Source organism: Brevundimonas sp. LF-1 (assembly GCF_037055305.1).
GTDB lineage: Bacteria > Pseudomonadota > Alphaproteobacteria > Caulobacterales > Caulobacteraceae > Brevundimonas > Brevundimonas sanguinis.
The window spans coordinates 1,408,114-1,421,414 of sequence record NZ_CP146349.1; the positions used below are offsets into that span (position 1 = coordinate 1,408,114).

The window sequence follows — 13,301 nt, forward strand, 5'->3', positions numbered from 1 at the left end:
TCCAGAATGATCGTCGGGCGGCCGTGCTTGCCGCCCGACTCACTCTTATCCGATTAGGCGAAGACGAGCATTTTCAAAAGCATGGCCATCATCATCACAAGCACGGCGTGACAACTCCTGAAAGCCGATGCTGGCGTAGAAATTCATGGCCTGCTGATTGTCGGTGTAAACCTCAAGCTCGAGCTCACCAGCAAGGTTCAGAGCGTGGGTTATGAGCTGACGGCCTATACCGCGCCCTTGCTGGGCGGGAGAAACGAATATTCCCCCGATAAAAGTATCCATCAGGCTTATAAAGCCGCTAGGCTCATCATCAACGCACGCTACCCAAGTCTCGGCATTAGGCAGATACTCGTTTTCGATCAGAGTTTGTTGATCACGCAAGCGCTGTTCGCCGATAAAAGGATGAGCCAATAGGGAAGCATCAAGCCAAATGCGCGACAGCTTTTTAAGATCGTCTTCTGGCACATATGGCCGGATCACGACGTCATCGTTCTTCATGAGAACTCCGAAGGATAGATATGCAAAGAGGCACGGCGACCGTCCTATGGCGCCGACGCGAGACCGCTATTTGCGGTCAGGATTGTAAGCCCCTGCGCATAAGTCTCCTTCTGATATCTGTTGGGTTCTAAGGTTGCTGCGCGCACTTGGTCAATGGCCGCAATGGGTCGATTACAGTCCCCGACTTAGGCGCCGAGGGCCGATTTCGGCTCGCAGATCGGACGCGTTCGCCATTCATCCTCAAAAGCCCTTGTTAACCCGCGTCGGGCCACCCTTGGGGTCTTGGCCGGTATTTGAGTGGGGCCGGAGGATGCGTGGATGGCGGACCTGTCGGTCGCCCAGCGGGCCGCTCTGGCTCATTTGATCGAACGGTGTCCGGACCGGGCCCTGCCTCAGTTGCTGGGGCTGGCGGGCACGATGGCGGGGGATCGGGCGGCCGCCCTGCGCGAACTGGTCGAGGTCGAGCAGCTGGATCGCCGCCGCCGCGAGGTCGCCTTCGGTCCGCTGGCGCCGCTGTTCCGGGCGCGCGCCGATGCGCTGGAGGGGCTGAGCTTTCCTGCCGGCCTGCCCGCACGGCTGTGGCGCGTGGCGACGCGAGGCGAGCCCGAGCTGTTGCCGCAACTGGACCGTGACGACGACCTGTCGCGCATGGTCGCCGACCGCCTGTGCCACAGCGCCGCCGTGGTGCTGCGCGATGCGCCCGAGGCCGTGTGGCCCGGCGCCGCGCCCGACCGCATCGAGGCGTTGGCGGCGTGTCTGGACCTGGCGCCGGTGGCGCGGCGGGCGTTGCCGCATCTGTCGGCCTGGAACGGGCGGCCCAGCGGCGCCGAACTGGCGGAGCTGAAGCTGGCCCTGCGGCAGGCCTCCTCGGCCGGGCCGGGCGGGGTCGAGCGGCTGCTGGAGATCCTTTTCGCCCATATGGCCGAAGCGCGGATGATGCTGCGGGTGCTGGCCCTGATCGGAGCGTCGGGGCGCGAGGCGACGCCGGGCCGCGACGAGGCTGATCTGCTGATCGACCGCATCATATCGGCGCTGGCCCATCGCGCGGCCGACATCGCCGCCCAGAGCCTTGAGGACGACGTACAGGGCAGGCGGCTGACGGCGGCCCTGACCTGGTGCGCCGAAATCCTGACGGAAATCGACGCCGTCCTGCCGCTGCGGCCCGACAGCGCTTGGGCCAAGGCCGTGCGTCAGGCGCGCCTGAGGATTGCGCTTCGTCTATCTGAGCATTTCGATGCGGCCGAGAAGGCGCTGGATGCGGTCCTGCCGGTCCAGCGCACGCCTCTGGTTGGACGGATGACGCGGCCGACGCCTTTGTTGGCCGAGGCGCCCGATCCTCAAGCGGCGGCGCGCGCGCGGGTTCTTCTGACGCTGACGGGTCAGGTGCGGCCCATGGCGGCCGTCTTCGGCTGCGAGGCCGAGCGCCGTCAGACCGCCGAGGCCCTGACGGGACGGCTGGCGACCTGGGCTGATGAGGCGATCGAGCAGTTGAACGACGGTCAAGCGCCGGATGAAGGCGTGGCCCGCAAACGGATCGGCCTGACCGCCGAAATGCTGGGCCTGCTGGGCGCTAAAGACGCGTCGCGCACCGTGCGGAGGCGGCTGGCTATCGCCAGATCAAACACGGGTGCGTCGTCGCGCGCCTCGCCTCCGGCCGCCTGATCCGCTACAGCGGCGGCCATGACGATCTTCTGGATCATGACGGCGCTTGTGACCGCCCTGGCGGGGCTGGCCGTGCTGTCCGCCGCCCGGCGCGGGGCGCAGGCTGAGAGCGTGGCCGACCGCGATGCGGGCGCGCTGGAGCTGGCCGAGCTGGACCGGCTGAAGGCGCGCGGCCTGCTGGACGAGGCGGGCTGGACCGCTGCGCGGGCCGAGGCGGGGCGCCGCCTGCTGGCCGCCCGTCGCGCGGATCGCCGCCCGGTCGCCGGGCCGCGCGACCGTTATTGGGTGCTGGGCGGCATCGCGGCGACGGCCGCGGCGACGCTGGGCCTCTACGCCGTCTTCGGCGCGCCGGGCATGAAGGATCAGGCCTACGAAACGCGGGTGCGCGCGTGGGCCTCGGCGCCTGAGGCGCTGGAGCCCGCTCAGGTCGCGGCGGTGCTGGGGCAGGTGGTCAAGGACCGGCCCGACGACCGTCTGGCCCTGACCATGCTGGGCGCCGCCCGTTTCGAGGCCGGCGACCCCATCGGCGCGGCCTCCGCCTTCCGCCGCGCCCTCGCCATCCAACCGGAGGACGCCCAGAGCTGGGCGCGGCTGGGCGAGAGCTTGGTGCGCGCCAACGGCGGCGCGGCCGACGGCGACGCCGAGGCGGCCTTCCGTCAGGCGGTCAAGCTGGACCCGGATCAGTTGGGCGCGCGCTTCTATCTGGGCGACGCCGCCCTGGCGCGCGGCGACGTGGCTGAGGCCGAGGCCATGTGGTCGCCGCTGATCGCCGCGCTGGCGCCGTCCGACCCGCGCCGGGCAGATCTGCAGAAACGCCTGACCGAGGCCGCGCGATGACGCTTTGGCCCGCCCTGAACCTCGCCCTATATGCGACGGCGTTTTCGCCGCACTCGGATCGTTGACATGAGCTGGTTGCCCAAATCGCCCAAGGCGCGCCGTCGCCTGTGGGTCGTCATCGCCGCGGCGCCCGTGCTGGCCCTGGCCGTCGGCCTGTCGCTGTGGGCGATGAAGGACAATGTGACCTTCTTCTACTCCCCTCGGAAGTGACGCCGCAGAAGGTCCCGGCCGGTCAGATGATCCGTCTGGGCGGTCTGGTCGAAGCGGGCAGCGTGCAAAAGGCCGCCGACGGCTCGGTCGTCTTCGTCGTCACCGACAACGGGGCGACGGCGCAGGTGATCTATCAGGGCGACCTGCCCGACCTGTTCCGCGAGGGGCAGGGCATCGTGGCGCAAGGGTCGTTCCGCCCCGACCGCGTGTTCGAGGCCAGCCAGGTGCTGGCCAAGCACGACGAGACCTACATGCCGCGCGAAGTCGCCGACCGGCTGAAGGAAAAGGGCGAGTGGCGGCCTGACGAGGCGGGGCGCCCGCCGTCGCCGCGCAGCAGGGGACTTAAGCCTTGATCGTCGAACTGGGCGCCTTCGCCCTGATCCTGGCGCTGGCGCTGTCGGTGCTCAGTCTGGCGCTGACCACGGCGGGACGGCTGCGGCTCAGCCCGGTGCTGGCCGGGGCGGGGGCGGCGCCATGCTGGCCTCGGCCGGGGCGATCCTTCTGGCCTTCGGCGCGCTGATCTACGCCTTCGTCGTTTCGGACTTCTCGGTGTCGAACGTGGCCATGAACAGCCATACCGACAAGCCGGTCTTCTATAAGGTCGCCGCCGCCTGGGGCAGCCATGAGGGCTCCCTGCTGCTGTGGTGTCTGGTGATGACGGTCTTCGGCGGGGCGCTGGCCCTGGCGCGCGGCCTGCCGTTCGGGCTGAAGACCTCGGCCGTGGCCGTGCAGGCGGCCCTGTCGAGCCTGTTCCTGGCCTTCGCCGCCTTCACCTCCAACCCCTTCTTCCGGCTGGACCCGGCCCCGGTGCAGGGCGCGTCGCTGAACCCCCTGCTGCAGGACCCAGCCTTGGCCGTGCATCCGCCGCTGCTGTACGGCGGCTATGTCGGCTTTTCCGTCTGCTTCTCGCTGGCGGTCGCCGCCCTGATCGAGAAGCGGGTCGATCCGGCCTGGGGGCGCTGGGTGCGGCCGTGGGCGCTGGCGTCGTGGGCGCTGCTGACGGTCGGCATCGCGCTCGGCTCCTTCTGGGCCTATTACGAGCTGGGCTGGGGCGGCTGGTGGTTCTGGGATCCGGTCGAGAACGCCAGCTTCATGCCGTGGCTGGCGGGCGCGGCCCTGTTGCACTCGGCCATCGTGACCGAGCGGCGAGGCGCGCTGGCGGGTTGGACGGTGTTCCTGGCGATCCTGGCCTTCACCTTCTCCATGCTGGGCGCGTTTCTGGTGCGCTCGGGCGTGCTGACCTCCGTCCACGCCTTCGCCGTCGATCCCCAGCGGGGGATGGTGCTGCTGGCCATTCTGGGCGTGGCGGCGGGCGCGGCCTTCATCCTGTTCGCCCTTCGCGCCCCGGCCATCCGCTCGGGCGCGGCCTTTGCGCCGATCAGCCGCGAAGGCGCGCTGGTGCTGAACAACCTGTTCCTGACGGCGGCGGCGGCGACGGTGCTCTTGGGCACCCTTTATCCCCTGATCCTAGAGGCTGCGACCGGCGCGACCATTTCGGTCGGCCCGCCCTATTTCAACGCCGTCTTCAACCCGCTGATGATCGTCGCCTGTCTGATCCTGCCTGCCGGGCCGCTGCTGGCGTGGAAGCGAGGCGATCTGAAGGGCGCCCTGCAGCGCCTTTGGCTGGCCGCTGGCTTGGCCTTGGCCGCCGCCGTCGCCGCCTTCTTCCTGTTCGAGCCCAAGAAGGCGCTGGCCGCCGCAGGGCTGGGCGTCGGGGCGTGGCTGATCCTCGGCGCGCTGGCCGAACTGGGCGTGCGGACCAAGGCCCTGGGCGCGCCCTTGAGCGAGACTCTGCGCCGCGCCAAGGGCCTGCCGCTGGGCGCCTGGGGCATGGCGTTGGCCCACGCGGGTCTGGGCGTTTTCATCCTGGGCGCCGTCGTCGAGACCAGCTTCAAGGCCGAGGCCGCCGCCGCCCTGCCGCTGGGCGGGGAAGTCGCCGCCGGGCCGTGGAAGGCGCGGCTGGACGCGGTGCAGGTCATAGAGGGGCCGAACTATCTGGCTGAGCAAGGCCGCCTGACCATCATGTCCGTCGACGGCCGCGCGCCTGAGCGCGTCATCACCGCCGAGCGTCGCTTCTTCCCGGCGGGCGGCCAGACGACGACCGAGGTCGGCCTCGACTTCCGCGGTCTGGACGACGTCTACGCGGTCATGGGCGACCGGGCGGCGACCGACGACGGCGAGCGCGCCTGGATCGTGCGCATCTATTACAACCCGTGGGCGCGGTTGATCTTCCTGGGGCCGGCGCTGATGGCGCTGGGCGGTCTGATCTCGCTGCTGGACCGTCGCCTGCGCGTCGGGGCGGGTTCGCGCGCGAAGAAGGCCGCCAAGCCGGTCGAGCCCGTCGAGGCTCAGGCATGAGGCGCGCCGTCGCCCTGTTCGCCGCCGCCCTGCTGGCGAGCGCCGCGCCCGCTCTGGCCGAGCCGCCGCCCGCGCCCGACCCCCGCTGACGGACCCGGCGCAGGAGGCCCGCGCCCGGGTCCTGTTCGGCGACATCCGCTGCGTCGTCTGTCAGCATGAATCGATCGCCGACAGCCCGGCAGGCATCGCCGCCGACCTGCGCGGATTGGTGCGCGAACAGATCGCGGCGGGAAAGACCGACGCCCAGATCAAGGACGACCTGATCCGTCGCTATGGCGACTATGTGCTGTTCCAGCCGCCGGTGCGGATCGGCACCTGGTTGTTGTGGTTCGGCCCGTTCGCCCTGGCGGCGGGGGCGGGGATTGTGCTGGTCCTGCGCGCACGCCGTCGCGGGCCGGGCGACGCCGCCCCTCTCACGGCGGAAGAAGAACGCGCCCTGGCCGAGTTTACGGCTGACGACGAAAACGCCTGAAGCTTTCCATTCGGCAAGCCTTTCGCCGCCTTCCTGACGCAGACGCGCCATACGCCGAACGATGATCGGGAACAATCATCGCGACGGCGTGCATTGGCTTGAGCCGTAACGCCCTATATCCATGTGCGAACGGAGCTTTCCGTATCCGCCAGTAAAGACTGCAAGGACGACGATGCTGAAACGCAAGGAGTTCATTCTGGGGGCCGCTGTCGGCCTGACCTTCGCCGCCGCTGCGACGGCGGGCGGGGTCATCACCTGGCCGGGCGCCGAAGCCGCGCCTGCCGCCAAGGTCGGGCAGCTGGTTCCCTCCGCGGGGGCCGGAGCCTTGGCGTTCGCCCCCGCAGGGCGCGCCGCTCAGCTTCGCCGACATCTTCCAGCAGGTCGCCCCCGCCGTGGTGCAGATCGATGTGAAGACCCGCGTCCAGCGCCCACGCGGCGGCGTGTTCCAGATTCCGGGCTTTGGCTCCATTCCCATCCCCGGCGCGCCAGGCGGCTCGGCGGAAGGCGAGGAAGACAACACCCAACCAGCCGCCGGCGCCGGTTCGGGCTTTTTCATCTCGGCCGACGGCTTCATCGTCACCAACAACCACGTCGTCGAGAACGCCGAGGAGATCTCGGTCAAGCTCAGCGACGGCCGCGAACTCAAGGCCAAGCTGATCGGCCGCGACGAAGGCACCGATCTGGCCGTCATCAAGGTCGAAGGTTCGGCCTTCCCCTTCGTCAGCTTTGAAGAAGCCGCCGAGCCGCGCGTCGGCGACTGGGTCATCGCCGTGGGCAACCCCTTCGGCCTGGGCGGCACGGCGACGGCGGGCATCGTCTCAGCCAAGTCGCGCGACATCGATCCAATCGGCTACAACGAATATCTGCAGATCGACGCGGCCATCAACCGCGGCAACTCCGGCGGTCCGACCTTCGACATCTACGGTCGGGTGATCGGCGTGAACACGGCGATCTTTTCGCCGTCGGGCGGCTCGGTCGGCATCGGCTTCGCCATTCCCGCGACCACGGCCAAGGCCGTCACCGACAAGCTGATGCGCGGCGAGACGGTCCAGCGCGGCTATCTGGGCGTGCAGATCCAGACCCTGTCCAAGGAGGCGGCCGCCGCCCTGGGCCTGGCCGAAGACGTCAAGGGCGCCTATGTCGCCGAGGTCACGGCCGGCGCGCCGGGCGAGCGCGGCGGGATGCAGATCGGCGACGTGGTCGTCAGCGTCAACGGCGAGGCGGTCGACAGCTCGACCGAGCTGACCCGTCGCGTCGCCCGCGCCAAGCCTGGCGATACGCTGCGGCTTGAAGTCCTGCGGGACGGCAAACGCCAGACTCTCAACATCCGCGCAGGCACCCGTCCCTCGGAAGCCGAGCTGAACGGCGATCAGGGTTCAAGCGCCCAGCAACCCGGCGAAGACGGCGCGGCTGTCGGCCAGTCGATCGAAGGCATGACCGTAGCGCCGATCACCTCGGCGCTGCGTCAGCGCTACTCCATCCCCGACGACATGCAGGGCGTGGTGGTCACCGCCGTCGCTCCGCGTTCGGAAGCGGGCAAGATGCGGATGCCGGTCGGCACGGTCATCCAGCGCGCCAACAACCGCGTGGTCCGTTCCGAGGCGGACTTCAAGGCGGCTGTGGACGAGGCGCGCTCGGCGGGACGGCCGGGAGTCTTCCTGCTCATCCGGGTGCAGGGAACCAACTCCTCGGTGGTACTGCCCTTCGCCAAGTCTGAATAAGGCGTAACTCACGGGATCGGCGGCGATGCGCTAACATCGCCGCCGAATCTTTTGGGAGGCTGCATGCGTATTCTGGTGGTTGAGGACGATGCTGAAGCCGCGACCGCCATGGTGCGCGGCCTGAGCGAGGCCGGGCACGAGGTCACCCACGCTGTGGACGGCGCCTTCGGCCTGCTGGAATCGCAGAAGGGCGGCTACGACGTCTACGTCGTGGACCGCATGATGCCGCGCCTGGACGGCGTCGGCATGGTCGAAACCATCCGCAAGGGCGGCGACCAGACGCCCGTGCTGTTCCTGTCCGCCCTGGGCGAGGTCGAGGACCGCGTGACGGGCCTGAAGGCGGGCGGCGACGACTATCTGGTCAAACCCTACGCCCTGGCCGAACTGGTCGCCCGGGTCGAGGCCCTGTCGCGCCGACGCGAGACCGGCGGGGTCCAGACCGTGCTCAAGGTCGGCGACCTGGAGATGAACCTGATCGCCCGCACCGTCCACCGCGACGGCCAGGAGATCGACCTGCAGCCGCGCGAGTTCCAGCTGCTGGAGTTCCTGATGCGCCACGCGGGCCAGTCGGTGACGCGCACCATGCTGCTGGAGAAAGTCTGGGAATACCACTTCGACCCTCAGACCAACGTCATCGACGTGCACATCAGCCGCCTGCGCTCCAAGATCGATAAGGGTTTCGACAGGGCCATGCTGCAGACCGTGCGCGGCGCGGGGTACCGGCTGGAGGCGTAAGGCGCGCAATCTTTCTCCCTCCCCTTGATGGGGAGGGTGGCCGGCGCAGCCGGTCGGGTGGGGAGGGCTTGCAGATCATGGCGATCATCGCTCGAGCCCGCGCCATGCGAAAGGCGCTGACGCCGCCCGAGGCGCGCTTGAGGGTGCAGTTGAAGTTGTTGCGCGCTCAAGGGTTTCATTTTCGGCGGCAGGCGCCGTTTCGCGGCTATTATCTCGACTTCGTCTGTTTCGACCGGCGCTTGGTCATAGAGGTCGACGGCGTCACCCATACGGTCGAGGCGCGGGCGAACAGGGACAAGATGAGGGACGCCGTGCTGGCAGGCGAAGGGTTCACGACGCTGAGGTTCGACAACGCCGCCGTTCGCGATGATCTGGACGGCGTGATGGGGGGCATAATGGGCGCGCTTGAAGCCCTCCCCACCCGGTCGCTGCGCGACCACCCTCCCCATGAAGGGGAGGGAGATAAACCAAAGTGAAACTGCCCTCCCTTTTCCGCCGCACGCCCTTTCGGCTGACGCTGCTGTTTCTGGCGCTGTTCGTGGCGACGGCCAGCGCGGTGCTGGCCTATGTCTATTTCGCCTCGGCGTCAGAGGCGCGGATGCGGGCGGAGGCCAGCGTTCAGGGCGAGATCGACAGTCTGACCGCCATCTATCGCACGCGCGGCCGAGACGCCCTCAATCAGGCGCTGGTCGAACGGGCGATCCGCAACGGGCCGTATCTCTACGTCTTCAAGGACGCCGAGGGCCGCATCATCACCGCCAACATCACCGACGTGCCCGACGGGGTGAAGCCGGGGCAGTGGGACAGTTTCCGCCTGACCGACACGGATGAAGACGGTCGCGTCCGGCGCCGCCAATCGATCGGCATCGACACCCCGCTGTCGGGCGGCGAACACCTGTTCGTGGGCGAGGACATCGGCGACATCGAGGCCTATCTGGCGCGGCTGACCCAAGCCCTGTGGGGGGCGATGGTCATGGTGCTGGTGCTGGGCGTCGGCGGCGGATTGTGGATCAGCCGCAGGGTCGAGCGGGTCATGGCCGGGCTGAACCGCGTGGTCACGGCGGTGCAGGAGGGCGACCTGAAGGCGCGCGTGCCGATCCGCCATTCCGGCGACGAATTGGACGAACTGGCCGAGGGGCTGAACGGGATGCTGGACCGGCTGGAAGGCTCGATGGCCTCGATCCGCCATGCCGGCGACGCCATCGCCCACGACCTGCGCACGCCGCTGAACCGGATGAAGGCCAAGATGGAGGTGGCCCTGATCGACGCCGAGGCGGGGCGGACCTCGGGCGTCGACGCCCTCAGCGTGGCGCTGGACGAGGCTGACGCCCTGCTCAAGACCTTCAACACCGTCCTGGCCATCGCCCGCCTTCAGTCGGGCGGTTCGCCCGAGCCGAGGGTGTTCGACGCCGCCGATCTGGCCGCCGACATGGCCGAGCTTTACGAACCGGCGGGCGAGGACAAGGGGCTGGAGTTCGCCGCCGAGATCGAGAAGGGGCTGTTGATCGAGGGCAACCAGCCCTTCCTGGCCCAGGCCCTGGCCAATCTGATCGACAACGCCATCAAATATACGCCCGAGGGCGGGGCTGTGATGTTCCGCGCGCGGCGGCGCTCGTCCGGCGATGTGGAGTTTTCCGTCACCGACAACGGACCGGGCGTGCCGGACGAGGATCGCGAACGGGTGCTGCAACGCTTCGTGCGGCTGGACAACAGCCGCACCGAGCCGGGCTCGGGCCTGGGTCTGTCGCTGGTCACGGCGGTGGCCGAGGCGCACGGCGGCCGCATCCAGCTGGACGAAGGCCCGGGCGTCTATGACGGGCGCGGGCCAGGCCTGCGCGTGGCCCTGATCCTGCCCCCGCGACGCGCCCGCCCGAGGCCGAGGCGTGAGCCAAGGTCTGGCGGCGCGGTTGCAGCCCTGCGGCCCTGTGCGCGACGCACAGGCGGCGGCGCGCCTGCATGAACGACTGACCGAGGCGGCGGGCGCCGATGGCTGGCGCGCGACGCTGGATGCGGCGTGGGCGGCCTTGCTGCCGGTGTTCGCCGCCTCGCCCTATCTGGCCGGACTGGCGCGGCGCTGGCCGGATCGGTTGCGGCGGACGCTGGACAGCGATCCTGAGGCGCGGCTGGCGGAGATTCTGGCGGCGACTGAAGCCGTGGCAGGCGCGCCGGACGAGGCCAAGGCGCCGCTGCGTCATCTGAAGGCGGAACTGCATCTGCTGACGGCCCTGTGCGATCTGGGCGGAGTCTGGGATCTGGATCAGGTGACGGGCGCCCTGTCGCGGTTCGCCGATGCGGCGGCGCGCGCGGCGCTAAGAATACTGGCCGACGACTGGCGCAGGCGCGGGCGGCTGATCTCGGCGCCTCACGACCCGCGCGGGCCGGTTCCCGGCCTGTTCGTCCTGGCGATGGGCAAGGGCGGGGCGTTCGAGCTGAACTATTCCTCGGACATCGACCTGTCGCTCTTCTACGAGCCGGAGGTATTGGATGCCGCCCTGTCCGAGGGCGTCGAAATGCAGGGCTTCGTCAACCGTCTGGCGCAGGGGCTGACCGCCCTTCTGAGCGAGCGGACGGCGGACGGTTACGTCTTCAGGGTCGATCTGCGGCTGCGGCCCGACCCGTCGTCGACCCCGCCGGCGGTCGCGGCGCCGATGGCCCTGGCCTACTATGAATCCGTCGGCCAGAACTGGGAGCGTGCGGCCTTCATCAAGGCCCGCGTCTGCGCCGGCGACGCGGCCGAGGGCGCCGGTTTCCTGAAGGCGCTGGTCCCCTACATCTGGCGCCGCAGTCTGGACTATCAGGCGGTGCTCGACATCCAGTCGATCAAGAAGCAGATCCACGTCCACAAGACCGGCGAGGGGCTGGAGGCGGCGGGCGCCAACCTGAAGCTGGGTCGCGGCGGCATCCGAGAGATCGAGTTCTACGTCCAGACTCAGCAGCTGATCCTGGGAGGCCGCAACCGGGCCTTGCGCTCGCCGCGCACGCTGGAGGCGCTGGACGCCCTGACCAGGGCGGGCCACGTCAGCCCCGAGGCGCGCGATGAACTGCGCGCCGCCTATGTCGAACTGCGCGCGCTGGAGCATCGGGCCCAGATGCTGGCGGACGAACAGACGCATATACTGCCGGTCGATCCCGAACGCCGCGCCGATGTGGCGGCTCTGGCCGGGCAGGGTGATCTGGCGGCCTTCGACGCCGGGATCGAGCGCCTGCTGATGCGCGTCAACGCCCGCTATGGCGAACTGTTCGAGGGCGGCGAAGACCTGTCCTCTCCCTATGGCAGCCTCGTCTTCACGGGGGTGGAGAACGACCCCGGCACGCTGGAGACGCTGGCCCGCATGGGCTTCTCCGAGCCCGCCAGCGTGTCCGATACGATCCGCAGCTGGCACCACGGCCGCATTCAGGCGACGCGCACGGCGCGGGGACGCGAACTGTTCACCCGGCTGGCGCCGCAACTGCTGACGGCGGTGGCCAAGACGGGGGCCGGATGCGGCCTTCCGCCGGTTCGCCGTCTTCTTCGCAGGGCTGAGTGCGGGTGTGCAGGTGCAGGCCCTGTTCCTGAACCAGCCCAAGCTGTTCGAACTGGTGGTCGAGGTGATGGCCTTTGCGCCGCGGCTGGCCCGGATGCTGGGGCGGCGTCCGCAGGCGCTGGACGGCGTGCTGGACGCGCGCTTCCTGACGGATCTGGACACCGACTCGGGCGTCGTCGCCCAGCTTCTGGCCGAGGCCGCCGCCGCAAGCGATTTCGAGGAGGCGATGAACGTCGTGCGTCGCCAGCATCGCGAGCAGGTCTTCCGCATCGGCATGCACACCATCACCGGCCGCGCGGGGCCCGAGGAGGCCGGCCGCGCCAACACCGATCTGGCCGACGCCTGTATGCGGGCGCTGGCCCCGGCGGCCTTGAAGGAGGCCGAGCGCCTCGGCGGGGCGCTGGACGGTGCGGCCGCCGTCGTCGCCCTGGGCAAGGCGGGCTCGCGCGAGATGTCGGCGGGCTCGGATCTGGACCTGATGACCGTCTATGCGGCGCCGCCCGAGGCCGCATCCGCCGGGCGCGGCTGGAGCGCCGAGACTTTCTATGGCCGCTTCACCCAGCGGTTTATCGCCGCCCTGTCCGCCCATACCGCCGAGGGCGGCCTGTATGAGGTCGACATGCGCCTGCGCCCTACGGGGTCTAAGGGGCCGGTGTCGGTGCGGCTGGAGACCCTGCGCGCCTATTACGCCGAAGAGGCCGACACCTGGGAGTTCATGGCCCTGACCCGCGCGCGCGTGGTCTGGGCCAGCGATGAGGCATTCGGCGCCGAGGTCACGGCGGCGCTGGAGGAGGCCTTGCGGCGGCCCAGGGACGCGGCGCAAACCGCGGGCGAAGTGCGGGCCATGCGCGATCTGATGGAGCGCGAACGGGCGGCTAAGGGGTTCTGGGATCTGAAGCTGTCGGCGGGGGCTCAGGTGGACGCCGAGTTCGTCGGCCAGTACCGCCAGCTGATGGCGGGGGCGGCGGGCCGGCCCCTGACCGTCTCGACGCTGGAGGCGCTGAAGGACGACCCCGTGCTGGCCGACAGCTGGCGCATGCATCAGCAGCTGTCGCAACTGACCGCCTGCGCCTTTGAAGATAAAAACGACCCCGATGAGGAGCCGCCGGGCTTTCAGCAGCGTCTGGCCGCAGCGGTCGGGGCCGGATTTCGACACGCTGAAGGCGCAGCTGATCGACCTGCGGCTGCGCGCGCGGCGGGCCTTTGATTCGGTTCTGCCGCCGATAAGCGACGGAAACTGATCCGGTCGCCGTTCTATCTCTCGACAGGGATGCTTTCGGGACG

The 13,301-nt window shown here is 69.3% G+C and carries 8 protein-coding genes and 3 pseudogenes; 10 read left to right on the top strand and 1 reads right to left on the bottom strand.

What is annotated here, in order from left to right; translation table 11 throughout:
* Window positions 1-45 precede the first annotated feature (45 nt).
* Window positions 46-498, bottom strand: a complete 453-nt coding sequence (locus tag V8F63_RS07635; protein ID WP_392354945.1) for a GNAT family N-acetyltransferase — start codon at window positions 496-498, stop codon at window positions 46-48.
* 318 nt (window positions 499-816) lie between these two features.
* Here V8F63_RS07635 and V8F63_RS07640 point away from each other — a divergent pair, with 318 nt between their 5' ends.
* The 10 genes and pseudogenes from V8F63_RS07640 to V8F63_RS07685 all read left to right on the top strand — a co-directional run bounded on the left by V8F63_RS07640 (window position 817) and on the right by V8F63_RS07685 (window position 13,258).
* Window positions 817-2,160, top strand: a complete 1,344-nt coding sequence (locus V8F63_RS07640; protein ID WP_278070426.1) for a hypothetical protein — start codon at window positions 817-819, stop codon at window positions 2,158-2,160.
* Between the two features lie 18 nt (window positions 2,161-2,178).
* Window positions 2,179-2,997 carry a c-type cytochrome biogenesis protein CcmI gene (gene ccmI, locus V8F63_RS07645; RefSeq protein WP_392354946.1) on the top strand — a complete coding sequence of 273 codons (819 nt, stop codon included), beginning with the start codon at window positions 2,179-2,181 and terminating at the stop codon, window positions 2,995-2,997.
* Window positions 2,998-3,063: 66 nt separating this feature from the next.
* Window positions 3,064-3,560: pseudogene (gene ccmE / locus V8F63_RS07650) on the top strand (cytochrome c maturation protein CcmE).
* Window positions 3,557-5,565, top strand: a pseudogene (locus tag V8F63_RS07655) (heme lyase CcmF/NrfE family subunit). The pseudogenes ccmE and V8F63_RS07655 overlap by 4 nt, the downstream one beginning before the upstream one ends.
* Window positions 5,566-5,686: 121 nt before the next feature.
* Window positions 5,687-6,037 carry a cytochrome c-type biogenesis protein gene (locus V8F63_RS07660; RefSeq protein ID WP_392355057.1) on the top strand — a complete coding sequence of 117 codons (351 nt, stop codon included), beginning with the start codon at window positions 5,687-5,689 and terminating at the stop codon, window positions 6,035-6,037.
* A gap of 392 nt (window positions 6,038-6,429) precedes the next feature.
* The gene (locus V8F63_RS07665) at window positions 6,430-7,758 is read left to right on the top strand and encodes a Do family serine endopeptidase (protein WP_392354947.1); all 1,329 of its coding nucleotides are present in this window, start codon (window positions 6,430-6,432) and stop codon (window positions 7,756-7,758) included.
* 63 nt (window positions 7,759-7,821) lie between these two features.
* Window positions 7,822-8,493 carry a response regulator transcription factor gene (locus tag V8F63_RS07670; RefSeq protein WP_025978525.1) on the top strand — a complete coding sequence of 224 codons (672 nt, stop codon included), beginning with the start codon at window positions 7,822-7,824 and terminating at the stop codon, window positions 8,491-8,493.
* Window positions 8,494-8,570: 77 nt separating this feature from the next.
* Window positions 8,571-8,969 carry an endonuclease domain-containing protein gene (locus tag V8F63_RS07675; RefSeq protein WP_392354948.1) on the top strand — a complete coding sequence of 133 codons (399 nt, stop codon included), beginning with the start codon at window positions 8,571-8,573 and terminating at the stop codon, window positions 8,967-8,969.
* On the top strand, window positions 8,966-10,453 hold the full coding sequence (locus tag V8F63_RS07680) for an ATP-binding protein (RefSeq protein ID WP_392354949.1): 1,488 nt from the start codon (window positions 8,966-8,968) through the stop codon (window positions 10,451-10,453). The genes V8F63_RS07675 and V8F63_RS07680 overlap by 4 nt, the downstream gene beginning before the upstream one ends.
* A pseudogene (locus tag V8F63_RS07685) lies at window positions 10,377-13,258 on the top strand (bifunctional [glutamine synthetase] adenylyltransferase/[glutamine synthetase]-adenylyl-L-tyrosine phosphorylase). The gene V8F63_RS07680 and the pseudogene V8F63_RS07685 overlap by 77 nt, the downstream one beginning before the upstream one ends.
* Window positions 13,259-13,301: the final 43 nt, after the last annotated feature.